Source organism: bacterium (assembly GCA_037200965.1).
Taxonomy (GTDB): domain Bacteria; phylum Patescibacteriota; class Minisyncoccia; order Phycocordibacterales; family Phycocordibacteraceae; genus C7867-001.
In genome coordinates, this window is record JBBCGK010000001.1 from 154,588 (window position 1) to 179,460 (window position 24,873).

At 52.1% G+C, this 24,873-nt stretch carries 26 protein-coding genes and 1 pseudogene; 19 read left to right on the top strand and 8 right to left on the bottom strand.

The annotated features are described in order from the left end of the window. Window positions 1-49: 49 nt before the first annotated feature. The 8 genes from WDN10_00935 (at window position 50) to WDN10_00970 (ending at window position 8,588) form a co-directional block, all read left to right on the top strand. The gene (locus WDN10_00935; protein ID MEJ0053280.1) at window positions 50-667 is read left to right on the top strand and encodes a hypothetical protein; all 618 of its coding nucleotides are present in this window, start codon (window positions 50-52) and stop codon (window positions 665-667) included. Then, window positions 664-1,698, top strand: coding sequence for a nucleotidyl transferase AbiEii/AbiGii toxin family protein (locus WDN10_00940; protein MEJ0053281.1), 1,035 nt, complete (start codon window positions 664-666; stop codon window positions 1,696-1,698). Before WDN10_00935 ends, WDN10_00940 begins: the two co-directional genes overlap by 4 nt. Before the next feature lie 4 nt (window positions 1,699-1,702). Then, window positions 1,703-2,773, top strand: a complete 1,071-nt coding sequence (locus WDN10_00945; GenBank protein MEJ0053282.1) for an adenine-specific methyltransferase EcoRI family protein — start codon at window positions 1,703-1,705, stop codon at window positions 2,771-2,773. A 1-nt stretch (window position 2,774) separates the two neighbouring features. After that, on the top strand, window positions 2,775-3,878 hold the full coding sequence (locus tag WDN10_00950) for a DUF262 domain-containing protein (GenBank protein ID MEJ0053283.1): 1,104 nt from the start codon (window positions 2,775-2,777) through the stop codon (window positions 3,876-3,878). A 98-nt stretch (window positions 3,879-3,976) separates the two neighbouring features. Continuing rightward, window positions 3,977-6,379, top strand: a complete 2,403-nt coding sequence (locus WDN10_00955; GenBank protein MEJ0053284.1) for a DUF2254 family protein — start codon at window positions 3,977-3,979, stop codon at window positions 6,377-6,379. Then, window positions 6,376-7,479 carry a hypothetical protein gene (locus tag WDN10_00960; protein MEJ0053285.1) on the top strand — a complete coding sequence of 368 codons (1,104 nt, stop codon included), beginning with the start codon at window positions 6,376-6,378 and terminating at the stop codon, window positions 7,477-7,479. The genes WDN10_00955 and WDN10_00960 overlap by 4 nt, the downstream gene beginning before the upstream one ends. A gap of 6 nt (window positions 7,480-7,485) precedes the next feature. After that, window positions 7,486-8,079 (top strand): hypothetical protein, encoded by a 594-nt coding sequence (locus WDN10_00965; protein MEJ0053286.1) that lies wholly within the window; start codon window positions 7,486-7,488, stop codon window positions 8,077-8,079. Next, complete coding sequence (locus WDN10_00970) at window positions 8,076-8,588, top strand: DUF2726 domain-containing protein (GenBank protein MEJ0053287.1); 513 nt, start codon at window positions 8,076-8,078, stop codon at window positions 8,586-8,588. The genes WDN10_00965 and WDN10_00970 overlap by 4 nt, the downstream gene beginning before the upstream one ends. Here WDN10_00970 and WDN10_00975 read toward each other — a convergent pair. The 3 genes from WDN10_00975 to WDN10_00985 all read right to left on the bottom strand — a co-directional run bounded on the left by WDN10_00975 (window position 8,572) and on the right by WDN10_00985 (window position 11,426). Beyond that, window positions 8,572-8,883 carry a hypothetical protein gene (locus WDN10_00975; GenBank protein ID MEJ0053288.1) on the bottom strand — a complete coding sequence of 104 codons (312 nt, stop codon included), beginning with the start codon at window positions 8,881-8,883 and terminating at the stop codon, window positions 8,572-8,574. The two genes, WDN10_00970 and WDN10_00975, sit on opposite strands and share 17 nt — an antisense overlap. Window positions 8,884-9,691: 808 nt before the next feature. Then, complete coding sequence (locus WDN10_00980; protein ID MEJ0053289.1) at window positions 9,692-10,609, bottom strand: DKNYY domain-containing protein; 918 nt, start codon at window positions 10,607-10,609, stop codon at window positions 9,692-9,694. A gap of 4 nt (window positions 10,610-10,613) precedes the next feature. Then, a complete protein-coding gene (locus WDN10_00985) occupies window positions 10,614-11,426 on the bottom strand; it encodes a hypothetical protein (GenBank protein ID MEJ0053290.1) in 813 nt (270 codons plus the stop codon). Between the two features lie 392 nt (window positions 11,427-11,818). Here WDN10_00985 and WDN10_00990 point away from each other — a divergent pair, with 392 nt between their 5' ends. Together WDN10_00990 and WDN10_00995 are read left to right on the top strand one after the other, a co-directional pair. Continuing rightward, window positions 11,819-12,184: a hypothetical protein gene (locus tag WDN10_00990; GenBank protein ID MEJ0053291.1), complete on the top strand. Its 366-nt coding sequence runs from the start codon at window positions 11,819-11,821 to the stop codon at window positions 12,182-12,184. A gap of 67 nt (window positions 12,185-12,251) precedes the next feature. After that, window positions 12,252-12,728, top strand: coding sequence for a nucleoside deaminase (locus WDN10_00995; protein ID MEJ0053292.1), 477 nt, complete (start codon window positions 12,252-12,254; stop codon window positions 12,726-12,728). A gap of 224 nt (window positions 12,729-12,952) precedes the next feature. Here WDN10_00995 and WDN10_01000 read toward each other — a convergent pair whose 3' ends face one another. Continuing rightward, entirely contained in the window at window positions 12,953-13,687 is a 735-nt protein-coding gene (locus tag WDN10_01000) for a PaeR7I family type II restriction endonuclease (GenBank protein ID MEJ0053293.1), read from the bottom strand. 5 nt (window positions 13,688-13,692) lie between these two features. Further along, a complete protein-coding gene (locus WDN10_01005; GenBank protein ID MEJ0053294.1) occupies window positions 13,693-15,399 on the bottom strand; it encodes an Eco57I restriction-modification methylase domain-containing protein in 1,707 nt (568 codons plus the stop codon). 157 nt (window positions 15,400-15,556) lie between these two features. On the opposite strand from WDN10_01005, the gene WDN10_01010 reads away from it, so the two are divergent. Continuing rightward, window positions 15,557-15,898, top strand: coding sequence for a hypothetical protein (locus WDN10_01010; protein MEJ0053295.1), 342 nt, complete (start codon window positions 15,557-15,559; stop codon window positions 15,896-15,898). Window positions 15,899-15,989: 91 nt separating this feature from the next. Here the strand turns inward: WDN10_01010 and WDN10_01015 are convergent, their stop codons facing one another. Both WDN10_01015 and WDN10_01020 read right to left on the bottom strand, forming a co-directional pair. After that, window positions 15,990-16,832, bottom strand: coding sequence for a DUF817 family protein (locus WDN10_01015; GenBank protein MEJ0053296.1), 843 nt, complete (start codon window positions 16,830-16,832; stop codon window positions 15,990-15,992). Window positions 16,833-16,895: 63 nt separating this feature from the next. Beyond that, a complete protein-coding gene (locus WDN10_01020; protein ID MEJ0053297.1) occupies window positions 16,896-18,179 on the bottom strand; it encodes a hypothetical protein in 1,284 nt (427 codons plus the stop codon). Between the two features lie 105 nt (window positions 18,180-18,284). Between WDN10_01020 and WDN10_01025 the strand changes: the two genes are divergently transcribed. From WDN10_01025 to WDN10_01035, 3 genes are all read left to right on the top strand, one after another. Next, complete coding sequence (locus WDN10_01025; GenBank protein MEJ0053298.1) at window positions 18,285-18,767, top strand: hypothetical protein; 483 nt, start codon at window positions 18,285-18,287, stop codon at window positions 18,765-18,767. 97 nt (window positions 18,768-18,864) lie between these two features. Next, entirely contained in the window at window positions 18,865-19,206 is a 342-nt protein-coding gene (locus WDN10_01030) for a hypothetical protein (protein MEJ0053299.1), read from the top strand. 16 nt (window positions 19,207-19,222) lie between these two features. After that, on the top strand, window positions 19,223-19,798 hold the full coding sequence (locus WDN10_01035) for a hypothetical protein (protein MEJ0053300.1): 576 nt from the start codon (window positions 19,223-19,225) through the stop codon (window positions 19,796-19,798). A gap of 10 nt (window positions 19,799-19,808) precedes the next feature. Here the strand turns inward: WDN10_01035 and WDN10_01040 are convergent. Next, window positions 19,809-19,988: pseudogene (locus WDN10_01040) on the bottom strand (DUF3761 domain-containing protein). A gap of 279 nt (window positions 19,989-20,267) precedes the next feature. Here WDN10_01040 and WDN10_01045 point away from each other — a divergent pair. The 5 genes from WDN10_01045 (at window position 20,268) to WDN10_01065 (ending at window position 24,873) form a co-directional block, all read left to right on the top strand. Continuing rightward, window positions 20,268-21,203: an IS30 family transposase gene (locus WDN10_01045; GenBank protein MEJ0053301.1), complete on the top strand. Its 936-nt coding sequence runs from the start codon at window positions 20,268-20,270 to the stop codon at window positions 21,201-21,203. A gap of 135 nt (window positions 21,204-21,338) precedes the next feature. Continuing rightward, entirely contained in the window at window positions 21,339-22,694 is a 1,356-nt protein-coding gene (locus WDN10_01050) for a hypothetical protein (GenBank protein ID MEJ0053302.1), read from the top strand. After that, window positions 22,694-23,347, top strand: a complete 654-nt coding sequence (locus tag WDN10_01055; GenBank protein MEJ0053303.1) for a ThiF family adenylyltransferase — start codon at window positions 22,694-22,696, stop codon at window positions 23,345-23,347. Before WDN10_01050 ends, WDN10_01055 begins: the two co-directional genes overlap by 1 nt. Window positions 23,348-23,380: 33 nt before the next feature. Beyond that, window positions 23,381-23,611 carry a hypothetical protein gene (locus WDN10_01060; protein ID MEJ0053304.1) on the top strand — a complete coding sequence of 77 codons (231 nt, stop codon included), beginning with the start codon at window positions 23,381-23,383 and terminating at the stop codon, window positions 23,609-23,611. Between the two features lie 98 nt (window positions 23,612-23,709). Next, window positions 23,710-24,873 carry a hypothetical protein gene (locus WDN10_01065; GenBank protein ID MEJ0053305.1) on the top strand — a complete coding sequence of 388 codons (1,164 nt, stop codon included), beginning with the start codon at window positions 23,710-23,712 and terminating at the stop codon, window positions 24,871-24,873.

Sequence of the window (24,873 nt, forward strand, 5' to 3'; positions counted from 1 at the left end):
ATCATATAATGCACTGGAAGTTAGCTTTAAACTAACTATAGGTAAGTATATGGATAATAAACCGACAAAAGGTCAATATGTAGAGGTCTTATTGAGATCTCCCAAAACCGTCTTTTCAATCAAAGACGTGGCTTTGTTATGGGGAGAAGAAGCTGAAAATGCTGTTCGCGTCAGATTAAACAGCTACGTAAAAAGCGGTAAGTTGATCCGAGTACATCGCGGCTTTTATGCTAAAGACAAGAATTACAACCGTTCTGAATTAGCGACTGCGATCTACACTCCCTCTTACATCAGCTTTGAGTCTGTTTTAACTCGTGCCGGTATCAACTTTCAATACTACGGCAATATTTTTGTTGCTTCATACGTGACCAGAGAGATCGAAGCTGATGGTCAAAAAATCTCTTTCATCCGCATGAAAGATTATGTCTTAAGTAACACTGCCGGCATCGAGCATACGGAAGGTATTGCCACAGCAACTAAGGAGCGCGCTTTCTTGGACCGGATTTATGTCAGCAAAGACTATCATTTCGATAATTTGGATGCTTTGGATTGGGATAAAGTCTTTGAGATGTTACCTATCTACCACAACAAGCGAATGGAAAAGAAAGTAAAGACCTATCTCGAGCACTATAAAAGCAACCAGCCCGATAAAGCGAAAAACGTATGACTTTAGATTACTCAAAGCACAAAGCAATATTGCTCCAAATTCTCAAGGATATTTATTCCGATACTTCGATCGCTCCTCACTTGGGTTTCAAAGGCGGGACGGCCGCGCTTTTATTCTACGGACTCAATCGTAACTCGGTAGACTTGGACTTCGATCTGTTGGACGAAAGCAAAGAGGCAGAGGTCTTTGAGAAGATTCAGAAAATCACTGCGGCCTATGGAACGATTACCGATTCCTACATTAAAAAGTTCAATCTCCTGAATGTTATCTCTTACGCACCTGGAGCACAGAAGATAAAAGTCGAAATCAATCGCCGGAACTTTGGCTCGCGCTATGAGCTTAAGACCTTGCTTGGTATCTCCATGCTGGTCATGGTGGAAGCTGATACATACGCCCACAAATTGATGGCCATGTACGAGCGCGTCGGTAAGACGAGCCGTGATATTTTCGACGTGTACTATTTCGAAAAGAAAGGCTGGGATATCAATAAAACTATTGTTGAGGATCGTTCCGGACTGTCATTCAAGGACACCCTCGCCAAGTGCATCGATTTGCTGGAAAAGATGGATAACAAGCACATCTTGGATGGCTTGGGTGAATTGCTGACAGATCCGCAAAAAGATTGGGCCCGCGCCAAGCTCAAAGAAGAGACTATTTTCTTGCTCAAAGTAAAAATGGAAGGCTTGGGCAAGATTGATACCCTGCCGCCATATACTTCGGCCGATGTTGAAGCTATACAAACCATACTCAATGATAAGTTCTTTAAGAACACTCCTTTTGCATGCGAGAAATTGACGGTTAAAAAGGATAAAGTGTTTTTCGAAAAGAACAGCTCTGACGAGGATAGCTACGGGTACGACATTGAGTGCGTGCTTTTGCAGGATGGTAAGAAGGTAGAAGTCTCGATCGATCCGATAACAAACAAGGTCGGCGCAGATCAAGTTGCCCATCTCATAGCACATACCGTTTGGGCAAAGCTGGATCAATCGATGACCAGTCAGCTTTGGAAGAATTTTCCAACCAACCTATAAATTTATGCCAAAGGAAATCGCCAAAAAGTCATTGAATAAGAACTTGCACAAGGCAAGCGCCGCGAAGAAAGATGAGTTTTATACTCAGATTGTTGATATTGAAAAAGAGTTGAAACACTACAAAGATCAATTCCGTGGCAAGGTAGTGTATTGCAACTGCGATGATCCATTTGAGAGCAACTTCTTTAAATATTTCGCAGGAAATTTCAATGCACTCGGACTGAAAAGACTTATTGCCACTAGTTACAAGCCGTCTCCTATAGCCAATACGCAATTAGGGCTATTTGGCGACATCAAGGCCATAAACACGCCCAAGGGCCGTCCTAAGGTAACCGCGAACAAATTCATTATCAATGAAGTTGATGATATAGACGGCGATGGCGCATTTGACTTGCGTGATATTGCCGAGCAACTCAAGGCTAACAAAAACAATGAATGGGCTCCATTAGAGGGTGAAGGAGATTTTAGAAGTGAAGAAAGCATAGAACTGCTGAAGCAAGCTGATATTGTAGTAACAAATCCGCCTTTTTCCTTGTTCCGCGAGTATGTCGCACAGCTAGTAGAACACAACAAAAAGTTTTTGATTCTAGGTGACCAAAATGCAGTAACCTATAAAGAAACCTTTGGCTTCATCAAAGAAAATAAACTATGGCATGGCTACGACAATGGTGGCACAAAATGGTTTCAGGTTCCTGACGATTATGACATTGAGACTGAATCAAGAATAAAAGTTGAGAATGGTATAAAGTTTTTCAGCATGGGTAGAATTGTGTGGTATACAAACCTCGAGACCACAAAACGTCACGAGAAAATAGTCTTGTATAAGAAATATACACCAGAGGAATTCCCTAAATATGATAATTCCGATGTTATAAACATCGATAAAGTCTCCGATATTCCGATGGATTATGACGGAGTGATGGGTGTACCAATTACTTTTGTTGATAAATATAGTCCAGCACAGTTTGAAATTTTGGGTATCGCTAATTCCGCAAGATGGATTGGTTACGAATGTTTTACCTTGATTAAAGGTAGGAAAATATATAATCGAATTTTAATTAAGCGTAAAAAATAATATGAAAATTGATCTAAACAAAATTACTGTGCGGGAAGTCGTGAATGGCTACAAAGATGGCTCTGAGGAGGGCGTTGTTGCGTATGGTGGAAAGCTTGATGTGCGCCCGAAGTATCAGCGCGAATTCGTATACAAAGACAAACAGCGCGATGCGGTTATTGATACCGTTAGAAAAGGCTTCCCTCTCAACGTGATGTATTGGGTGAAAACCGATGACGGAAATTTTGAAGTACTTGACGGACAGCAGAGGACAATCAGTCTAGGCCAGTATGTAAATGGCGACTTCTCGGTGGATTTCAATGGTCGCCTCGCTATGTTCCATAACCTTACCAAAGAGGAGCAGGAACAAATTCTGAACTACGAATTGATGATTTATTTCTGCGAGGGAAACGATAAAGAGAAACTTGATTGGTTTAAGACAATCAATATTGCCGGAGAGCGTTTAACCGACCAAGAGCTACGCAACGCTGTATATACCGGCCCGTGGCTTTCTGATGCAAAGCTAAAATTCAGCAAATCAAACTGTGCGGCGTATTTGTTGGCAAACGATGGCGGACAGTTAATTAGCGGCTCGCCGATCCGGCAAGAGTATTTGGAAACCGCACTCTCGTGGATAAATAACGATGAAGTGGCCAATTACATGGCCAAACATCAACACGACGAGAATGCAGAGGAATTGTGGGCTTACTTCCAAAGCGTTATTGCATGGGTACGAAAGACGTTCCCAAATTACCGCAAGGAAATGACGAGTGTGAATTGGGGTGAGCTATACAACGAATTCAAAGACAAGAAATTGAATGAGACTAAGCTCGAAGCCGAAGTTAAGAAGTTGATGCAAGACGAGGACGTGACGAAAAAGTCCGGTATCTACCCTTATGTCTTAACGGGACAGGAGCGAGAGCTTTCTATCCGCGCTTTTACCGACAAGATGAAGCGTGAAGCATACGAGCGGCAAGATGGCATCTGCCCGTTTTGCAAGAAAAAATATGACATCTCAGAAATGGAGGCCGATCATATTGCTCCATGGCATGAAGGTGGAAAGACTACGGCCGAAAATTGTCAGATGCTCTGCAAACAAGACAACCGGACGAAGTCTGGAAAATAAGGTTATGAAAGAGTCCCATGAAAATCATCCGAGCTATACAATTTTTCTTTCGTAGGATTTCATGGAGACAGAGAACCTCTCCCTCCTTTGCTTTTGAAGTGGACAAAAAACCGAACTGGCTCGTCTATGCTTGGGGTGTCTTTGCCGGCTTCTTTTACAGCATCTTTCAGCGACGACGCGAGTCATTAAGGGTACTTTACCGCAATCAGGAACGCCGGAAGACTGAGTACACCATACCGATGCAGATCGTGCGGCAGTCTATGGGTACGATCTTGGTTCTAATACTGGCACTGGTCGGAGTAACCCTCGCTGATTGGGGCGTCGAGAAGCTCGCAAATCTACTCTCTCAGGTGCAGGCCGGCTGGTTTATAGCTTTCGCCGCACACTTTAATTTCTTTACGATTCCCGACAAAGAATTCTTTAAGCTCGTGCTTGAGATATCTATTGGCGCGATCTCCGCCATCCTCGGACTCTTATTTGCTTTATACGCGGTCGGTCTCCAGCTCACGACCGATAAGTACTCGTCTAAGGTGTCCGATTACGTCAATCAGGAAACCGTCGGCAATTTCTTTTTCAAACTCCTCGTCTTTACTGATATCTTTGCGATTGCCGTCTTGCTCCGTATTCAGATTCTCGCGCTTCCGTCACCGATCAGCTTCATTGCCGTTGTCGTTCTAGTAGTTATCTGCTTGCTTGGCATCATTGTTTTCAAGAATCACTACATTCTCACCATCAAGCCGAAGAACCTTTTTGAGAGGTTGCAGTCCGACATAAAGACGAGCATCCGGCTTGCCTCGGATCGGACCCGGTATTCCTATAAAAGCTGGAGCATTGTGCAGACTTCGCGCGTGCGAACGCAGGATCATCTCTCAATACTCAAAACTCTCTTTGAAGATCTCTGGCACGCCGAAAATTGGAACGACGTGATTTACACGCCGATGGTGCTTGCAAACTTGATCACCGACTACGCCAAGCGAAAGAAATATATCGACAGAGAGCGTGGCTGGTGGTTCCCGCAAACGCAGGTGGAGGTCAAGGCAAACAGCATGTCTACGCTCACCCTGAAGCTGAATTTCGAGCTTCAGGGCAAAGGGCCTCTGCGTATAGGTAGCCCAGACTATTTGTGGTTCGAGAACGGTATTTTCGACATTCTCAAAGCGGTAGAGTCTCGTGTTGGAACTGCGCCGCAGGATACTCATCTGCTCAAATACGTCATTGATTTTTATCAGACCGCACTTGCTGGCGACTACGAAAAAGATGAGTACAGCCGCTATCAGAAAGCAGTCGCGGGTCTATATGAGAATCAGGAGACCGACGCTTTCGAGAAATATCTCGATGGCTTCTTTGCTTTGTATGAGAGAGTGCAAACCGACGACGAGCTGGGCGCGTATCTCAACGCTTACTTTGCGATCGGGCTGACTCTTATCGACGGCTTCGATTACGCCAAGTATCAGGAGGTAATAAAATCGCTCATCGGCGCAGACGGCCAGCTCACTCGCACCCGTGAGGAGCTTGCTCGGCTCGATCTGCCCGGAGTGTTTTATAACCAAATCCTCGACTACTGGGATCGCCTCGATCTTGAAGTCCAGTGTGAGGGACGCGTTATAACGCCGCAAGACCGGCTCGAAAAGGAAACGCTCGACGATGCCCATGCAAAGGAAAAGCAGTACTTCGCCAAATTCTTTGAGAAGCTGATTACGCACCACAACACCGTTCTCCAAGACCTCTACCAGAAAGGAAAACATAAGGAGCTTGCGATGTTCATCAAGGCTCGCTTCGAGTGGATCAGTCGCTTGCTTTATATCAACAAGGTTGCTCTGGCCGACGAGTATGGCGCGAAGATCGCCGGTGCTGGCGTTTACCTTCCATTTCTGCCAAAGCAGATACTTCTCGACTCGGAGTTTTGGGAAGAACTTGAAAAGACTCTATTCCCATCAGTCATTGAAAATTGCCCAACGCTTTTTAAGGTGTTGTCCGGATTGCTCACGCTCATGTTGCCAGTCATCAATGCCGACGAGAAAAATGTCGACAACATCATGTATCGCAATCGCCTCGGTCTCATTCTTGGCGGATTCGTATACCTCGTCTGCGAATTCAGGCAGGATTACAGCCTGATGATCGAGTACGTGCAAACGATTGAAGTTGCGTACCAGCCAGGCCAGTTCGTCAAAGCAATGGAGGTACTCTCGAAGCCGAAGGAAGTCGGAGGTCTCGACCTCACGCTCAAGCTCATAAACTGGGAGCTTACTCGCTACCATCACTGGTTCGGCGAAATCCTCGGCCAGATATCGGAGCTTCCTAAGACCTACGATAACGTCCGTGTCTATTCCGGCTTGCAAGAGGTCGCAGACCATCCGAGCAAGTTCATCCGTGAGTTGAGCTACCGGCCGTACCAGCCGGAGGAAGAATGCGCGGAGGCATTTGTCGAGTGGGCAAAGAAGCGAGATGCTATCCGACAATTGGTCGAAGTGCTTAAGAAAGTTCAAGAGAAAAAGATATGAGACGACGCGCTTACAAACAAAGAGTGAAAGGCTATGTGTTCGATGATCCGTTCCTCGGCTACATTCAAGGCCGCGACCGGCTAGAGAAGGCGTCATGGAACGCAATGGAACTAAGCAACGAGACCGACTCTGTACGGTACTCGCTCTTTCCGTTGCGCGATATACCGGTGGCGGATCGTCCCGGCTATGTGACTCACGAACGCAATTACTTCAGCATCGAGTGCGATGATCCAGTCTTGAAAAAAGACCTCGAGATGTATTTCACCGACGAGCATTCGTTCTATCGGGATGGCCTGTACGGTCAGGGCGATGTGCTAGGAGGCTTTTTGGAGAGCATCGCGCACGAGCTGTTTGTGGTCGGCGATTCATTCCGCATGATCGAATGGGAGGAGGTCGATATCAAAGGCCGGAAGTATCAATTTCCAGTCGACTTTGAATATCTCAGGAACGAGACGATGAAAGTGCGCCGCAAGGGAGGGTTGATCGTAGGTTATCGGCAAAAGTACAGCCTCTTTACCTATCTCAAGGAGAAGCGATTCAAGGGATACGAGGATAAAGAGAAGCCGCGATCGTTTGAGTTTGAAAAAGAGGAGGTTGTGTACTGCAAGTATCCGTTTGCTAAAAAGTCGCCGACGGCGCAGAGCATCAAATACCTTAAGCCAATCAAGAAGTTCTGGCAGTTCGGCATTGATCAATCGAAGAGTGGTGTCGAGGTAGAAAATCATTATCTGCCGCTTGAGCGAGCGCGGTACACCACCTATTCGCGAGAGAAACGGAAGTACGATATCGCTCGTGGAAAGATACGCACCATTTTCAATTACTTGATGGAAACGAACGGGCCTAAGCTCACGCAGTATTACGATATATACACCGTGATCCGCTACAAAAAATTCCTCAATGACTTTAGGGATTATTTGGTACGAGAATTCAACGAGCAGGTGCTGGCGATCGTGGCAAAAAGGAATGGCTTTACTTCCGTCCCTAAACTCGTCTATAGTGGCTTTCTCTCTAATGCCGAACTGGATGCCGCACTACAGGGTTACACAGACGGCACGATCACGTTTGATCAGATTGTTCAGCAAATAGTAAAAAAGTCTTAAAAAGATATGGGAGAAAAAGATAAACAAATTCTAAAAGATTCCGCGTTGGTCATTGCCGACCAGATAGCGTCCGCATTGCCGGGATTAAATATTGCATGGGGTTTAAGCAAGGCATTGTATGGTGCTGGTCTAAAACTTCGTGAACAAAGAGCATTGGAATGGATTGAAATGGTTAGAGATAATCCCTCGGCATTTACTGAAACAATTATGCAAGATGCGAAATTCCAAGACGGATTTGTGTACGCGTTGGAGCGTTATATCAGAGAGAAAAACGATAACAAAAGAAAAGCGATGCGCTCCGTATTTCTTGGGTTTGCGCTATCTCCGAATCAGGACACTTTTGAGCTAGAGAGGATGTACCATGTATTAGGTATTCTTAGTGCAGAGGATATGATCGTTTTGAAGGATGTCGATTTTACACGAACCGATTTTCATCAAGTGTATGAGCAGACTACCGACAAAAATGAGAACGTCTACAATTTGGTGAATGCCGGAATCTTGATGTCTGACTATTCATCTCGCATTGGCCCCATAGCCGCGCCATTTATAAAAGTAACTGCGTTTGGGAAAAGTTTTGTCGGATTCTTAAAATCAACATGACAATCTTTTATATAATTATAGGCATCATTATAGTCATCGCAGTAGCACTCGCAATTTCCCGTGGAGGTTTTGCTGACGTGGCGGAGAAAGCTAAGTATCGCTATAACCGCAAGAATTTCTTCCTTACTCGAGCAGAGCACGAATGCTATGACGCTCTCGTTGCGGCAGTCGGCGCGGAGTATCGCATTTTCGCACAGGTGCATTTGCCAACACTGGTCGATCACACGGTTCGGGGGCAGGATTGGCGCGCGGCTCTGGCTCACATCAATCGGAAGTCTGTTGACTTCGTGCTATGCGATAAGGCGTATCTCTCTCCAAAGCTTGCTATTGAGCTTGATGATAAGTCCCATGAGCGACCCGATCGGCAAGAGCGCGATCGCGAAGTCGAGCGGATTCTGCGCGAAGCCGCCGTGCCGCTTTTGAGGCTAGAGAATCATGGCCATTTTGCTCCTGACGAACTAAAAAGATTGATCGAGAACGCTCTGACACCGTCTACTCCAACAACTTAAAACGGCGCAGTTCTTTCTGCGCCGTTTCTATGTCCTCGAGGACTTTGAGATAGATTCGCTTTGTTTTCTTTGATTTCGGATTGCGCTCGGCAAAGAGGACGTCGTCATCCTCGACGAAGCCGGCGAGCGAGATGTACGCGCCCGCGAGATGTCTCATGCGATCTTTGAGCGCCGCCTTCAGTTTGGCTTTCGGCTCCGGAAGCAAAGAGAGCGGATTGAGCATGCCTTTCCGGTATTTGAGTCGTATATCTTTCGCAGCGCGGATAGCTGCGTCGATGTCCTCGGTATCTTCCATCGCAACACGACCCTATGCCTATTCGCGTGAGAAGCCAAGCTCGTTTTGGCGTAGTTACCCACATCTCGTGCCAAGGCTTCAAATTTCGTCAAACCGGTGGTCGAGGGTGCAAACTGGTATCAGTTGTGGATCGCTCCGACAAAGTTCGCTACAGGGGCACACAGGCGGGAAATCGAGGGGTTATAGGTTTTCGTACTTGGCCAGGAGGCCTTTCATTTGGTCGAGCACCACGGTCGGATATTTGTACTCCTCCGCCCAGTCAAAAGTTCGAAAGTCGTTCAGAAGGGCGAGCAGAATAGGACAGAGAGACTCGAAAGAGTCTTTTATTTACCTTGTTATTTTCGAGTTCGAAAGTCTTTCCTAGGTCTATCCTCTCTTGAACACGCTGGGCCAGCTTTTCAACTGGCTTTGTGAGTGTGTAGGCCACTTTTTCGTCCTTAAGTAGTAGGTTCGAAAAAATTTGACCCAAAAAAGTACCCTCCGCTCCTCAGGGGTTCTGCGTAGGTAGATTTCTCGTGCTCGTGTTGCAAGATCAACAATGTTAAGCCAAATCTCGAAGTATTTAGCCTCATCATCTTTAAGTCTCGAAATCTGAGACTGGGGGCTTGTTTGCTCCTCGGTTATTTCCTTCTGCTTAGTTTCCCATTGATAGACGGTAATACGTCCCTCCAAACGATCATCGTAAAGTACGTCCAAACGCCTCTGTAAGGCCTTCCAGCGGGCGTTTAGGGCACTTACGGTCTTCTCCTTGTATTCGATTTCTTCAGCAGGAAGTTTATTTCGAAAGTAAGCAAAGCACCTTAATGTATCATTTCGAAACCTTCTCGACCTTGCCAGTCGCCCGATCAAGTGAATACTGTCCGCAATCTGCGCATGTTTGTTCGCCTGCGCCGTCTCCCTTCAGATATTTGTAGAACAAGACCTGCGAGCCGTCTGTTGAGAGAGACGCGCTATCCGAGAAGCCATATGGGAAGCTCTGTACGGTTGCTGCCTTTTTATCAATAACGCAGATGCGAGAAGCACTCATATATCCAATCACTTGCAGGTCGTCGGAGAATGCGCCGGGAAATATTTGCGGTTCGATAGGATCGGCATCTGCCGGATTGCACGCCGGAGGCAGTGCCTTTGCATACTGCGCGTTGTCGGTGATGAGGCTTGCAGGACCAAATCGCTTGTCGCTTATATAAATCGCATTCTTATCCCTCGAAGCACTCTGAGGCAAAATCTCGAATGTTGTAGGGTTGGCACCGGGCAGCTCGCGCCACGTATCCCAGACGCGGTACTGATCTTTGGCATAGCTGCTTCCCGGAATCACACTGAAAGTCCTGGTATCCGCGCCGGGCACGAGGTAGTAGCCTCCGTAGACGACATGCGTTGCGTCTTTACCGTAGTTGGCATCAACAACGACAAAGGTCGCTGGATCAAAATTCGCCACGACATTTGTGCACATGTAGACATTGTTCTTGTCTTTAGCATATGCACTGTTCGACGATGCTTCAAACGTTGCGACGTCCGCTTCGCCTATGGGATTTCCCTGGCAATAAATCGTATCGCCATTCATCCAAAACCATTTGTTGTCGCTGACAGAGGGTTCATGTTTGGGCAGGGCGCTCGCCGGAATCCATGTGGATTGCTGAGAAGCTGGTGAATACATTTTCCATATCGCAAAACCGCATGCGAGTATCGCTACAATCAGTATCGTGCCAAGAATAGTTTTTCGTTGCATCTTGTTAGAAGGTTAGGTCTACTCCCCGTAGTTTTTTGTTCATCGTCTGCAGCGCATTCGGCTGAGCGTTGGGATTCTGCACGACCTGCGAACCGTCGAACACGGAAATATGTATCGAGTTGTCGGTATGCGTTTCGTCGACTAGGAGGCTGAAGTCGCCCTTGCCGTTGTGGTACGTTTCGCTGCCAGTGAGCTTTGATCCCGGCACGAGGACGAACGTACCCTGATCAAGCGTATAGGTATAGATGTCTTCGTAGCCGATATACAGCACAGTCTGTCTGCCGTTCGATGCAGGTTGTGGACGCTCAAATGGCAGGCGGTGAGCAGCATAACTCGCGGCATTTTGGAGGTAGGAGCTTTCGCCTGTCTGCGAGTCGATCAGCATATCGTAGTAGGTATGCGTAGGAACCGTGATCAATACATAGCGTTTGCCAATCGCTATCGGCCACGATTGCGAATAGTTGTCCCCGTGCCCGTTAGCGGCTGCTTTGGATGCCAAGATGTCGGCCACATCGTTCCTGATCTTTTCCTCCTGCGGAGTGAGAGACTTGCCGTCGTAGCTTCTGCTGTCGACAAAGTACGGCGTAATGCCCTGCAGATCCGTTTGTAGCTTAGTGAGCAATGCAGGATCGACCGCAGTTTTATCAACCACAATTGGTGCGGAAGTGTCAGTAGTTGAGGATGTAGAAGTCGAGGTGGAAGTGTTCGTGGTGGGCGCGTGCTTTTGAAACACGACGAGCATGGTGACGCCGATTGCTGCCACAATGATAATTATCGCCCCGACCGTTTTACTTATTGGAAATCGTGTGTTGTTCATATTTTGACGACGCAATCAAAATTAATAGCCTTATGGTACTCCTTTTCAGGCTTTTTAGCTTGTGTGAGTGTTATGACGTGCAAAGGCCTCGTTTCTTGCTGGAGTATAATGAAAGCCTACAGCGACGCGAATTCCCATCAGCTTCGGCTGATGGGAATTTTCGTATAAAAATCACTTTACAAATTCAAAGGGCGACTCCCGACGTAGCACCTTTACGGCAGCCTCCATCTCGTAGGACTTGTAGCCACTTAAAATAACGGTTCTAAGTTCTCGCACCGCTCGGAGCAAAGCTGGGCGGACCGACACGAAAGTGTCGGTTTCGTCTTTATTTGCCTAATTCTTTATTTATGATATAGTCCACTCGGCAACTTGAACACGGAAGGAATACGGCCATGCCGGTCGGATCTGTCAGACACAAACACGGTCGTGGGCTTGGCGAGCTTGCGGCGAAACTCACCGAGGCGCTGCCTGGCATCGTCGCGCCTGCGCTCAGCATCGAGGGGCGCGAAATCCACGATGGAAAGGTCACGCCTGACGAAATCATCATCCGGTGCGAAGAAGGAACTGGGGCCGACGCGAACGCGAAAGACCTCGAAATCATGATCTTCGCGCACGACTTCCCGGAACGCTCCGCGAACCTCGAAGACCGCAAGAAGATCGTCCTCGAAGGTGTCCTTGCGTTCCTCGCCGACTGGGACCGCAACGTCACGGGCTTCGTGTGGGTCATCCTTGCGCCGACCGCGTTCGGCAGCTTTTAATTCAATGGGCTTGTGCGAACAGAAGGGCCGCCGGAGCGATTCGGCGGCCTTTTGTTATACTTTGAATATGACCGACACCGACTTCATTAAGCTCGCGATTGAGGAGGCCAGGAAATCACAGGCTGCGGCCGGCGCTCCAATCGGGGCTGTCATGGTGAAGGACGGGGAAGTGATCGCGACAGGTTGGAGCTTGGTGTGGCCCAAGAAAGACCCTTCCGCACACGGAGAAACCGCTTGTATTCGTGCTGCCTGTGACAAGCTCCAGTCGCTCGATCTCTCCGGCTGTACACTCTATTCAACCCTTGAATCCTGTTCCATGTGCCTCGGCTGTGCTAGTTGGGCCGGAGTTTCGCGTGTCGTTTTCGGTGCGTACAAAGAAGACATACCGGAGAATCCATACGAACTCACTGACTATCATGCCGAGGAACATGCCAAGCGGCTTACTGCTCCGGCAGGACAGAAGGTCGGGGTCATCGGCGGCGTTTTACGCGAGGAGTGCGCGGCACTCATGGCGAAAGTGAAGAATTGGACTCCAATGGAATAAGCTACAGTTCCTGTATGCAAAACTGCATCATCATCCACGGCTGCCCCTCGAACGTCGAGAAGGCGATGAATCCCGAGACTCGGACGCATGATAAGCATTGGATTCCATGGGTTAAGAACACGCTTACAAAATTCGGAATTCCGACCGAGGCTCCGCTCATGCCCGAACCGTGGGAGCCGTCATACGAGAAATTCAAGGCAGAGTTGCGCCCGCTCCACTACCCTCTAATCGCGAGCCGCCTCTGCGGCAAGATGCCCAGCGAGCGTAGTGATGAAGGTCTTGAGACTGGTGAGCTCGCTCATGTCCGAGTAGTCGCCGGTGTCCTTGGCTGACTGCGGCGAGAGCATGATGCACGCCGACGTGTAAAGCTGTTCCTGCACGAGCTTTTTGCAGAGGATGTTGTAGCGATCGGCATAGGATGCGCCTTTGAATTCCGGAAGCAATGGGAAGTGCGGCGAATTATCCGTCACTGGCGAGCGCGAGCCCGGCGCGTCTTCGAGGAGCATGAGCCAGCCGACGAATGGCTTCGGTTGTTCCCCGAACGCTCCTTCCCGGTACGCGGTCCACAGGTCGTGCGCGGTCCCGATTGCTTCTTCTATGCGATTATTGAAATTATTGCCGAACGAGCCGACCTGCGACTTGAATTCGAGCGCGGCGACGAGACGGCCTTCGCTGAGTATGAGGAAATCCCATTGCTTAGTTGGTCTGAAGAAGCCCGGTAGGGTGACGAGACGCCCGCTATGAATGACCGTCGCATCTGTAAGGCCATTTGCTTCGGCAAGATCTGCCATCAGCGTGGCGAAGCCATCCATGTTCTTACCCGCAGTGACTGCGCCGCGGGTTCCTTGGTCTACAGTTCCGGATTCCTCCTGTTGCCGGACCGCAACACTGCGATTGCCCCAGAACAGTTCGACTGCCTGTTTAGCACGCTTCTCGTATTGCGCGAGGTCTATGGCCATACGTTTTATGCCTTGATGGTAGCACGCTCGGATGGAGAGAGAGAAAACAAGGCGGATACGGCTTCGTCGCGGGCTTCAGAGTCATCACTGCCCGCTGCCGCGCGAAGCGCCTGCTGCAGATCCTTGGAGACATCGCTCCACCGCGGCAACCGGATACGCCGCAGATACTGTGCCTGAAACCGGAGACAGTTCCCGTGCATGCGCGTCGAGTAGGTCTCGATGAATACGCGCGCGATGCCAGAGAGCAAGACGGCACGGAGCGCTTGAAGATCCCATTCGTCGGAGGTGATGTAGTAAAGATTGTGATGAGGATACAGCTTGCCCTCGTCGTAGACGATATGGGCATCGCCCTTGATATCTGGGATCAGGAGTTTCGGCTTCTGCACGAGCTCCGGATAGATACGGTCGATCGTGCGGTACCAAGCGCTCGGGTTCTTCTTGGAGACGTGCCGGTTCCTGATCGCCACTTCGTGCTGTCCGAGGTATGCGCGCAGCCGGGGATACTTCTCAAGCGAGACCGGCTTCCCGTCATTCCCGAATGGATTCACGACGCCCAGTCCGCGCCATGCTACCGTACCCGTCTGAATATCCTTGGTCATTACGAGCGGAAGTTTGCACTCGGCCTCGACATCGAGCGTATCGAAGGGCGCGATGAACACATCGTCTGCCCCCGTCGCAACGCCGATACCCACCTTGCATCCCGTTTCCTCCAGCGTTGGGAAATCACTCTCAAGGCGGCGAATGAGCGCGAGTGTGTCCGACTCCTCAAGCGTCCATGGGTCGCCGCCGGTGATGGTCGTTACTTTTACGGACTCATGGTCGGCCAATGCGCCTCGCACGAGCGCGCGGGCCAGATCCTCTAGCGCAGATGCCTCAATCTCCGGGCGCTTCGCCACATAGGTCGGACCGGCCGACTCGCGGGCGATTACGGTGATTGCCGGATATGCGATCACTTCCGAATGGAAGGCTGGGGTACCGACCATGTCGACGTATGTCCGCATGTGGAATCGCTTCGCGACAAGTTCGCGGAGGGGACCTCCGTAGCGATTCTTCATCCAGCGGTCAGCGCAGATAAAACCGAGCGTGCCGCCCTCATCGAGGAGCTTCAGCGAGTATTCGATAAAAGGGATAAAAATATCTGCTCGATCGTAAATCGTCTCGTACCGGCGACGGTACTCGGCCATCAGCACATTGGGTACCATCTCTTGCCTGATGTACGGCGGATTTCCGACAACATGAGTAAAGGAGTGCCCGAATGGCGTGAGCAGGAAGTCGCCTTGGACGAGCCAAGCCCCAAGGATTTCTTCGCTTTGATCGATAGTTAGTCCGTTCTGGAGGAGAATCGCTCGCACTTCCTTCCTCGTCTTATCAAATGACCCCATGTGGAGCTCCACCCCGCGGATACTGTCTCTCAAGAGATCTGCACTGGGCTTTATGTTCCTAGTCTTGAGCGAGGACATGAGCCGCTTCACCGCTGGTATGAGGAAATCTCCATGTCCGAACGACGGTTCGAGAAGACGTGCCGCGTACAGTTCATTGGAAGGCACATAACCGACGAGGTCGAGTATAAAATCCACCACTTCCGACCGCGTGAAAATGGCCCCGCGGTCGTCGGTTCCTGCTGCTGCAAACTCCTCTATGGCAGACGCGACTGGAGAAAGGCCGGGGAGGAATTCCTGCGCGAGCTGTCCTTTTAGCGTGCCAACTCTCATGTGTTTAATAATACCATTCCCGGGAGTGAGAGAGCGATTTCGAGGTATTGAACCATTACGAAGGACTTGACACAAGTATCTACTTATGATAGAGTCTGTCCTGGTAGTAGATTCCATTCCGGCATCTCCCCAGCCACGAACCTTACAGGAGGCTTCCATGGCACGTTCAATCATCCTCGAGTCCGACCCCGAAGCACGCGTTGGTTTCAACGCGCAGGAAGGAGCGGGACACGAGAAGACCGAATCCCGCGTCGTCATCGACATCAGCGGTTACAAGCTGGTGCATGACACGGAAACGGAAGGAGGCCTGCATGTCGTGCAGCTCTACCTCACCGTTCCTCAAATGGCACAGCTTGTGCGGATGTTTTTCTTGGAGATTGCTAAGGAAAACATCTACGCACAGCTCCTTCGTCGGCTCCTCCGGCAACGGTGGAAGGTCATGACGAATGGTGCCGCCAAGCACATGGGTTGGATGCCGCGATACGATCAAGGCGTCTGACCCTAAATATGAGTAACCGAATTGTCGCCCCGGTGGTTGTGGGCGACTTTTTTATTACCATTACTCGTTCTGGAAGTGTTGGTAAATGAGGCTAAAGCGGATCCCGTGCGCCCTGAAGTCTTTCGGAGTGTCTCGTATTTAGTGTACCCGTCCGCCCCAGCTTATCCCGGTAAATCAAGGAAACAAGCGCGAAGCTTAGTACGAGCAGCAGGAGCCACGATCCGATCTTCTCGGGCGAAACCGGATGCCAGTGTCCCACCTGATTCGGATACACCCAGATGCGCGCGAACGTCCCGATATTCTCGGCCGCCCAGACGAAGAGCGCGGTCAGAACCGCCGTTACGAGAAACGGCATGCTGCGCCTGCGGCGATACACCTCGAAACGCACCCGCGTCTTCCGGAAAACGAGGAGTATGTAGATAAAAAGGATGCCGCGGATGTCATAGAAGAAGTGGTGCGTGAAGAAGTTGAGGTAGATGAGCGCCGCAAGCAGCCAGATATGGCCATAGGCAGGGAAGCGCTCATAGGAAAGTTTGAGGAAGACGAACGCGCGCGAAATATAGCTTCCGACCGCCGAATACAGGAACCCGGTGAACAGCGGCACGGTCCCGAGTGCAAATACCGTTTCCGCAGCACCGGGATACGTCCACGACCCGATCGCAGGACTCGTCTTAAAGAGCTCCATGCCGGTCGCAAGGAGATGGAACACGACGATGACGAGAAACTCCCGCGGATTCTCGAACCGGAAGACAAGCGCACACAGCTGGAATCCGAGCGCGGCGAGGAATATGAAATCGTACCTGCTGATGAGCGGCACGGAGACCGCTTCCGTGAAAAGAAACACCGAAAGCAGGAATATGCCGAAATAGCTCGCCCGCGCGTTAGCAATAAAGAAACGCCATAACTCGATGCCGCGCCCGCGCCATGTTTCCATGAACGGATATAACGGGCCGCCCGAAGAAGAGGTTGCCGCGCCGCGGAGAACCGGCCTGTTTCTTTAAGGCAGGGATAGAGTGACTTGCCGTATCCTCTTGTACATCGTCTGCATCGCGTTTTCGGGCGCTTCCGGATTCCGGACGATCCGGGAGCTGTCGAACACGGTGAGAGTTATCGAATTATCGGTATGCGTTTCTTCCGGATCGAGATAGGCATCAGCGCGCCCGGAATGATATGTTTCGCTTCCGTACAGCTTCGCGCGGAATACGGAGGAAAACGAACCGCGGTCGAGGCTATAGGTGTACACATCCTGGCTTCCGATATAGACCGCCATCTGCGCAGCGTCAGCCGGCCGGGCCTCCTCCAGGGGCGGATAGATCGGCCGGTAGTTCGCGCCGTTCGGGATGGAGGTAGCGTGGCCGGTAGCGGAGTCTATGATCAGGTCATAACTGCTTTCCGCGCTTGGCTGCGAGACAAGCACGTATCTCGTTCCTATCGCCCGCAGCCGGAGCCGGGAATAATACTCCGCATTATCGGGTTCCCTTGAGACGAACAGGGCGACGATATCGCTTTTAATCTTTTCTTCCTGCGGGGTAAGGCGGACATCGGCAAACCCTTTGCCCGCGATAAAATGGGGAACGACTCCCTTCAAGTCGTTTTGCAGCGGAGCGAGCGCCTCGCGGGAAACCGTCGCTCCTGGGACGAACCTGAACGATTCCGCCATCTTCTCCGCAACCGCATTCCCGAGCGGATAATGGATCATCAATTTGGTCCCGATGTCGTTTTCCACGAAGATAAATCTATGGACTGCCCCTTCCGGTTCCAACATGTATCCTTCGCCTACCCCCAGAAAGCTTTTTGTGAGGGTAAAGGAATACGCCTGTCGCCCCGCGAATGTCGTTTCCACGAGATCTCCCACCCGCTTGCCGAAGGCCGCACCATCCCCATCATTCACCTGGTCTTCGCGGATTGTCTCCGCGAACTCGCGCAACGGGAGCGCGACGCGGTCGGCCTGTGTCTTGTTCGCCTCAGGAATCTCGTTGGTAAAGGGAAGTTCGGCGCTTATCCAGAATATGATCGGGTGGCCGACTCCCGGGAAGCTCATAACCGCCTCGTCCGATTCCTCGACGGGGATGGTTTCCACCAGGGCAATATAGGAAACATCCATATCCGCGGGATGCGAGACTTCATAGCCATGGACCGCATTAACGTATGCCTGCCAGTCCGCCGGAATCTTCGCGGACCGGTATTCCCAGGCGGCAAATACTCCGGCCGTGATGATTAGGAAAACCGCCAGACCGATAACCCAGACGTGATGATTCCGTACATATTCGCGCGCGGTCATATATACGCACGATATCATGATGGTCTGGAATAGACGCATGGCCTGACAAACAATGCCGTCCGTGGCACTATGCGGGAGGAAAGCTACGGAATAGAAAGGCAACGCATGAATACGAGAGAAACGCGGTCATGCGGTACCTGTACCGCATGCTGCAAGACGCACAGCGTATCCGGGTTCACGTTCGAGAAACCCGCGGGCAAGTGGTGCCAGCACTGCACGCCCGGAAAAGGCTGCAAAATCTACGAGGACCGGCCTCGGGCCTGCGTTCTTTTCAAATGTTCATGGTTGAAGGGTATCGGCGAGGAAGATGACCGCCCCGACCGACGCAAAGTCGTCCTTGATGCCGTGTATGTCGCAGGCGGACCGCCGGAAGGATATCTCCAGATGTGGGAGGTATCCGAAGGCGCGCTTCGAAAGCCATGGGCGAATGCGATGGCGCGGCTGATGGTCGCGAAAGGGGCGATTGTAACCCATATTTATAGTTCAGGACGCAAGAAGATATTCCTTCCCAAGCAATACTCGAAGGAAGACTTCAGCTTCCGAAAAGCGGATAATTTCGAAATAGGGGATCCTTCGGAACTAAGGTGATGAGGAACACCCAAGCGCTCCTGTGTCTCAGAAAAGCCGCCCCCGGAGGGCGGCTTCTTCTTTTGTTATACTTCGTATTATTCCTTAGACATTTCGTATGAAAAAATTTCTTGCTCTCTATATGGCACCCGTCTCGACGCTTGAAGAGTGGGCAAAGACCGATCCGGGTACAAGAAAAGCGACGGAAGAGAAAATGAAAGCGGAATGGCAGGCGTGGATGGGCGCACACGCCGCGCAAGTCACCGAAACGGCAGGGCTTGGCTCCACCATGCGCACGACAAAAGAAGGTACTCTGGGTACAAAGAACGGCATCATGCTGTATTCGATGGTCGAAGCGGATTCGATCGAAGACGCGACAAAGTACTTTGAACACCATCCTCATTTGGAGATTCCCGGCGCGTCGATAGAGATCATGCCGGTCAATCCTCTGGCGGGATAACCCGAATACATTCCGCATGGAAATCGATCGGGAGATACTCAAGAAGATCAACTCGCTCCCGAATCCGATGCTCATCGCAATCTCGGGCTTTGGGGGATCGGGGAAATCGACCGCCGCGGAAAAGCTTGGCGCGTACCTCGACGCTCCGGTGATAGGAGTCGACTCGTTCGCGCGCCACAGGCTTTCCGGCGGAACCGCGTGGAATTCGGTCGATTTCGGACGCCTTGAACGGGAAGTATTGAAGCCGTTTGAAGCCGGTCAGAATCCCCTCGTATACGGGCACTATGACTGGAGCAGCAACGGCATCGTGACCACCGCTCCCGTCGAACACCGGGGCCGCCTTATCGTAGAAGGCGTCGGCCTCTTCCGTCCGGAGCTGTATCAATACTTTTCATACATGCTGTGGATAGACTGTCCGCTTGAGGAAGCGGCGGCGCGGGGAAAGAAGCGCGACAGGGAAATTCATAACAATCCGCAGGACGAGCGGTGGGACGGGGTTTGGAAAAGGAACGATCTCGAATACCTTGCGGCCTACAAGCCGGACGAAATGGCGAATGCGGTAATCAAAAACGAGAAGATCGATCTGACTTAAATCAATACGTCTATAGCCACCGACTTACGCCGCCATGATGCGAGCAGGTGCCAGAACGATGCTGGCTGAAACTGTAGGTGCCGTCACGGCACTTCGCGGATGCTCCGGCGGGGGCGGAGTCGGAATAAGCAGGAGAGTGAACGCGGTTGCCGTCAACGTTGGTGTAGTAAGTATCGTTCGAGAGACTGGAAACTCCCTGCACGGCAGCGGCAGGTGCGGGAAACGAAGCCTGCGGCGAAGGGGAGGGGGAAGAAAAACCCGCGCTGCCCAGAGCGAGAGCGGCGACAACGCCTACCGGGATGAGGTAGCGCTTTTTCTTATACCAAGGGCGGTCTGATGCCGGTTCCATGGCCGAACCCTACGCTTATAAGGCCGGAATGCAACTGCCCGGCGGTGAATCCCCACCCTAATCGCAACAAAGTTTGCAGGCTAATTGCAACAGCTCTTTTGGGTTCCACACTCTCTGGATATGGCACATACCCAGATTGGGCCAGGAGACTGGCCGGTGATTGCCCGCATGCTGCGGGCAGGACACGCGATCCGAGAGATCGCACGTACGCTTGAGAAGGATGCAGGATCGATCTCTCGTCATGTGAACGAATACGGCGGACGTGAGGGATATGATGTACGCGAAGTACGCAGAAAGAAGAAGCTGAAACGCATTGCTGCAATGGACAGTATTCGCGTGCTCAAGGGTGCGCTCTTGCGCACGGTGGTGCGTATGCTCAAAGACCACCACTCTCCTGAGCAAATTGAAGGGGTGACGGGTGCAGTCTCCGCCAGCACCATATACCGATATATTGAGGAGCGTGCTCCGCACCTGAAGCAGTTCCTCAGATCATCCAAAGGCAAATACCGTCGCAGGCGCGGTACCAAAATACGCGAGAAGGCTCGTGAAGCGGCCAAGAAGCAGCGTATTGATGACCGTCCAACGATTATTGAACGACGAAGCCGGCTCGGCGACTGGGAGGGCGATACGGTGCAAGGCAGCGACAAGCGAGTCCGCATTGTCACCTTTGTGGATCGCAGGAGCGGATACCTGGTTGCATACTTGTTGCCCAAGATGCGCGCCGAGCTCCTCACGTCGCTTGCGCTCGCACGCTTCCGTCATATTCCGCGTGCCAAACGCAAGACCATCACGCTCGACAACGGTCCAGAATTTGCCGACTGGAAGCGACTCGGGAAGAAGAGCGGGGCAACCGTGTACTTCGCATACCCGCACCGTCCTTGGGAGCGTGGTACCAACGAGAATACCAACGGACTCCTGCGTCAGTACTTTCCTCGTTCGCTCAACTTCAACCTGATCACCCCTGAGGAGCTGGCGCATGTGGTGAAGAAGCTCAATGACCGGCCGCGCAAGCGTCTGAAATTCGAATCACCGCGCTCGATATTTCTGAGGAAGTGAGTGTTGCAGTTAGAGTGGGGTTCAGGCGGCAGTCGATTGACATAATCCGATATGTAGTCCAAAGTCTCGCATGGAAGAGCCCGTGTTCGCGATAACGCGGACACGTCTTGAAAACAACCAAGAAGGAAGAAGCTGATGGAAAACACGATACTCTATTTCCTGCCCTCACGGGTCGCGAAGAGCATCCCCGATCTCGGAGATGACGTCACGCTCGGCCCTGAAATGATCTTCAAGGCCGATGACGGATTCTTCGTGCGCGGACACGTGCTCGGTGGTCCCGCAAGCGGCATTCTCAGGCTGCTTCGGGAAGCCGATCTCACGTCCTGCGGCTCAAGCGCCGCAGACGGCGCACCCGTCGTTATCGTCTCGCGCAAAGCGGACGAAAACGATATCCTCATCACGCATCATCAGACCGGCGAAAACACGCCGGAGTCGGAACTCTACCCGGTGCTGCTTAACAGCTCCAGAGACGCGCTCATGCGCTTCGCCGCCTATACGGGGCTCGTTCCCCGGATGCACTTCAGGGCGACGCGCGTTTGCGAACCGTTCGCCGAAGGCGACGATTCCACGATCCACTTCATCGTCGGCGCAAGCCCGCCGGGAGCGATATCCGAGCTCGACCGCCGGGACCTGTGCGGCGTGCGTCTGCATCCAAGCGGCCTGTACCGGACTACGAACGGCCCGACGCACGGGCGGGGCTTCCTCATCAAGGACGAACACGACCAGTTGTGCGCGCAAGTGCTAGACCGGAACGTGTTCCTCTTTACGCCGCGCCTTACTCTCGAGACGTCGGCGCTGTTTTCTTCCGAAGGGGGCGACCTCCTTCTGAAGATACTCCGCCTTGTTTCGAAGGCCTTGGCCGAAGACCGGAAAGCCGAGACTGAGATATCTCTCGATTCGGCCGAGGCATATGGACAACACGCCTTCGCCAGCATGATCGCCAGCAATAAAGACGTTCTCGCGGCTATCAAGAATGCCGAGAGCGAGATCGAACGGTTACGTACCAGGTATCATGAAGCGCTCGCGACACATCGGCACTACATCGCCACCCTTGCGATGGGGAGCGCCATTCTTGAAGGCATGGTGCAGGAAAATGCGGAAAGCGACTGGAAACGGCTTTCGTCCAATCCGCTCGTCGAGGGGCTATCTGTCCTTGACGGGGCGCTTCATGTGCGGACGAAACCGATTATCGGCATACACGAAGGGCGCCGCTATGACTATGGGCCCTTCATGATCCGAATGCACTTCCGAGGAACAATCTCGATCTGGGCGCTCGCGCCCACGCATCCCCGCAAACTCCATCACCCGCATATCTCGGAACGGAGTTCGCCGTGCTTCGGGAACGCGGGACTGTATATCGAGGAAGCCCTCGAATCGTTTCGGGTCGCCGATGCGCTCGAGCTCGTGCTCGAGTGGCTCGTGTCCGGGTATGATCCGGCGCTGGCAAGCGTAAAGATCGAAGAGTGGCCTCTCTATCAGGAGGCCGCGTGATGGGCGCGCTCAATCATTCGCACCAAGTCAGAATCTTCGATCCGGCCAATGCCCGCAAGACCGTCGTCTTCGGCGTCGGTGCGGTAGGCAGCTGGCTTGTCGAATTTCTCGTCCGGATGGGCGTGAAGGATATCGAGGTCTGGGACGATGACTTTGTCGCCTCGGACAACCTGCCGTATTCGCGGTACCTGCCGAAGCACCTCCAGATGTATAAAGTGGATGCGCTCCGGCAGATACTGGCCGAACTCGGCGTGGAGCTTGCCGTACACCGGGAGCGCTACGTCGGGCAGGTGGAATACCGCAACGTCTCGGTCGTCTCGTGCGTTGACGACATGATCCCGCGAAACACTATCTGGGACATGGTGAAGCGGCAGAGGATCTCGATCGATCTCTTCTGCGACACCCGTATGGCAGGGGCGTACGTTGAAGCCTTTGCCATCGCGCCGTGCGATCCGAAGGATGTGCGGCGATACGAAGCAATGCTGTTCCCGAACGAGGAAGCAATTCTTCAAGCGTGCGGGAATCACAACATCGCCTACGCAGCAAGCCGTGCGGCCGGGATTGTGGCGGCAAACCTGACACAGTTCTGGTCTCACGGCACGAAAGAGTGGCTCCGCCGCGAGCGTTGTGATACGCTCAAAGTGGTCCCGTAACCATCAGCCGCCAAACGAGAAGGAGATATTCTCATGGCAAACACCACCGTGACCGTCAAGGTCACTCCCGCCGGGGGAGATGCCTCGGAACAGTCCGTCGAAATCGAAGCGACCGGCGCACCCGTCAGTGCGGTTCTGGAGAAGGCGGGCATCAAGTACGACCCGACCCAGCAGATCATGGTCGACGGCGAGCCGGCCGATCAGCGCACCCACGTTCCGGCAGGCGGCGTGGTATCCATGACCGAAAAGGTGCGCGGTTCCTAAACACTTCGCGCTCAGTGCAAGACAAGGCCGTCCGGTAACCCCGGGCGGCCTTTTGCTTTTTATTGCATATACAGAAAGCACGATATCATCCGGAAGATATGCTCCGCGTTCTCATCGCCGACTATAAAAACGCCGATATCTCGGCAGAGATACCCTACCTGTTCAAGAAGGCGGGCTGCGAGGTCGATGTGTATTGCAGAAAAGGTTCCTGGCTTTTAAAGAACCGCTCATGGGACAGGTGGCACGAGGCAGCGAGCGACCCTGCCGAATATGCAAAGGGCCTTATAGCCCGAGTTGAGAACGCCTCGTACGACTGGATTATCCTTACGGACGACCCGGTGCTGAGGATCATGAACGACAGGATCGGCGACGATTCGGCGGCACTCAAGATATTGCCCGTTGCAAAGCTTGCGAACAGGAATGTGATCGGCTCGAAAGCCGCACTTTCGCTTCTCTGCGAGAAATACCAACTCCGAACTCCTCCGTTCGCGATATATAACGAGGGAGACGATCTGTCCGCCCTCACGGCAACGGTCGGGTATCCGCTCCTTCTTAAGGTCGACCGGAGCGGCGGCGGGAGCGGCGTATTCCGCTGTATCGATGAATCCAAGCTCGCGGAAACACTCCGCCTCCTCGCTCCCGATCAGAGAAAGAATCTCGTATTCCAGAAATACATCGAAGGAGACAACATCGGCGTCGACGCGCTGTACCGAAAAGGAACGCTGCTCGCCTATGCCCGCTCGAAGGTCGTGCGAACGGTGACGGACGAATTCAGCATTTCTTCGGTGCGTTCGTACGCGCCGGATGAAACCATCGAACCCGAACTGCGGCGCATAGGGGAAGAGATCGGGATCGACGGCTTTTGTAATTTCACGTTCATGCAGGAGGGAAGGACGGGAACGTACTACCTCATCGAAGCCGACCTGCGCCCGCACGCCTGGTTCTCCCTCGCGCGCCTCGGCGGCGTCGACTTCTCACTTGCCATACGCAACTACTTGTCCGGTTCAAATACGCTTATAGGGCAGCCTTGCGCGGCGGAAGTCGAGATCCGGCACTTCTTCAGGGATTTCAATTGGTCGGTCGAGCGGGGGGACTGGCGCGGCATTCTCATGTGGATCTTCAATAGAGACGGCCGATGGAAATTCGTTCCGCTTCATGACCGGCGGATCTTTTTTGCGACGCTGGGGCAGCTTGCCAGGAACCGCCTGCGAAGCCTGCACCGCCTCCTACATGTATCCTTCATGAAGCGCCTGCTAGGGTAG

Bases quoted from the DNA above. Each gene is read 5' to 3' on its own strand.
- WDN10_00935 (MEJ0053280.1), top strand. From the start codon at position 50: ATGGATAATAAACCGACAAAAGGTCAATATGTAGAGGTCTTATTGAGA.
- WDN10_00975 (MEJ0053288.1), bottom strand. From the start codon at position 8,883: ATGGAAGATACCGAGGACATCGACGCAGCTATCCGCGCTGCGAAAGAT.
- WDN10_01005 (MEJ0053294.1), bottom strand. From the start codon at position 15,399: ATGAGAGTTGGCACGCTAAAAGGACAGCTCGCGCAGGAATTCCTCCCC.
- WDN10_01010 (MEJ0053295.1), top strand. From the start codon at position 15,557: ATGGCACGTTCAATCATCCTCGAGTCCGACCCCGAAGCACGCGTTGGT.
- WDN10_01035 (MEJ0053300.1), top strand. From the start codon at position 19,223: ATGGAAATCGATCGGGAGATACTCAAGAAGATCAACTCGCTCCCGAAT.
- WDN10_01020 (MEJ0053297.1), bottom strand. From the start codon at position 18,179: ATGACCGCGCGCGAATATGTACGGAATCATCACGTCTGGGTTATCGGT.
- WDN10_01030 (MEJ0053299.1), top strand. From the start codon at position 18,865: ATGAAAAAATTTCTTGCTCTCTATATGGCACCCGTCTCGACGCTTGAA.
- WDN10_00985 (MEJ0053290.1), bottom strand. From the start codon at position 11,426: ATGAACAACACACGATTTCCAATAAGTAAAACGGTCGGGGCGATAATT.
- WDN10_01045 (MEJ0053301.1), top strand. From the start codon at position 20,268: ATGGCACATACCCAGATTGGGCCAGGAGACTGGCCGGTGATTGCCCGC.
- WDN10_01065 (MEJ0053305.1), top strand. From the start codon at position 23,710: ATGCTCCGCGTTCTCATCGCCGACTATAAAAACGCCGATATCTCGGCA.
- WDN10_00940 (MEJ0053281.1), top strand. From the start codon at position 664: ATGACTTTAGATTACTCAAAGCACAAAGCAATATTGCTCCAAATTCTC.
- WDN10_00965 (MEJ0053286.1), top strand. From the start codon at position 7,486: ATGGGAGAAAAAGATAAACAAATTCTAAAAGATTCCGCGTTGGTCATT.
- WDN10_00980 (MEJ0053289.1), bottom strand. From the start codon at position 10,609: ATGCAACGAAAAACTATTCTTGGCACGATACTGATTGTAGCGATACTC.
- WDN10_00970 (MEJ0053287.1), top strand. From the start codon at position 8,076: ATGACAATCTTTTATATAATTATAGGCATCATTATAGTCATCGCAGTA.
- WDN10_00945 (MEJ0053282.1), top strand. From the start codon at position 1,703: ATGCCAAAGGAAATCGCCAAAAAGTCATTGAATAAGAACTTGCACAAG.
- WDN10_01050 (MEJ0053302.1), top strand. From the start codon at position 21,339: ATGGAAAACACGATACTCTATTTCCTGCCCTCACGGGTCGCGAAGAGC.
- WDN10_01025 (MEJ0053298.1), top strand. From the start codon at position 18,285: ATGAATACGAGAGAAACGCGGTCATGCGGTACCTGTACCGCATGCTGC.
- WDN10_00960 (MEJ0053285.1), top strand. From the start codon at position 6,376: ATGAGACGACGCGCTTACAAACAAAGAGTGAAAGGCTATGTGTTCGAT.
- WDN10_01000 (MEJ0053293.1), bottom strand. From the start codon at position 13,687: ATGGCCATAGACCTCGCGCAATACGAGAAGCGTGCTAAACAGGCAGTC.
- WDN10_01015 (MEJ0053296.1), bottom strand. From the start codon at position 16,832: ATGGAAACATGGCGCGGGCGCGGCATCGAGTTATGGCGTTTCTTTATT.
- WDN10_00995 (MEJ0053292.1), top strand. From the start codon at position 12,252: ATGACCGACACCGACTTCATTAAGCTCGCGATTGAGGAGGCCAGGAAA.
- WDN10_00950 (MEJ0053283.1), top strand. From the start codon at position 2,775: ATGAAAATTGATCTAAACAAAATTACTGTGCGGGAAGTCGTGAATGGC.
- WDN10_01055 (MEJ0053303.1), top strand. From the start codon at position 22,694: ATGGGCGCGCTCAATCATTCGCACCAAGTCAGAATCTTCGATCCGGCC.
- WDN10_01060 (MEJ0053304.1), top strand. From the start codon at position 23,381: ATGGCAAACACCACCGTGACCGTCAAGGTCACTCCCGCCGGGGGAGAT.
- WDN10_00990 (MEJ0053291.1), top strand. From the start codon at position 11,819: ATGCCGGTCGGATCTGTCAGACACAAACACGGTCGTGGGCTTGGCGAG.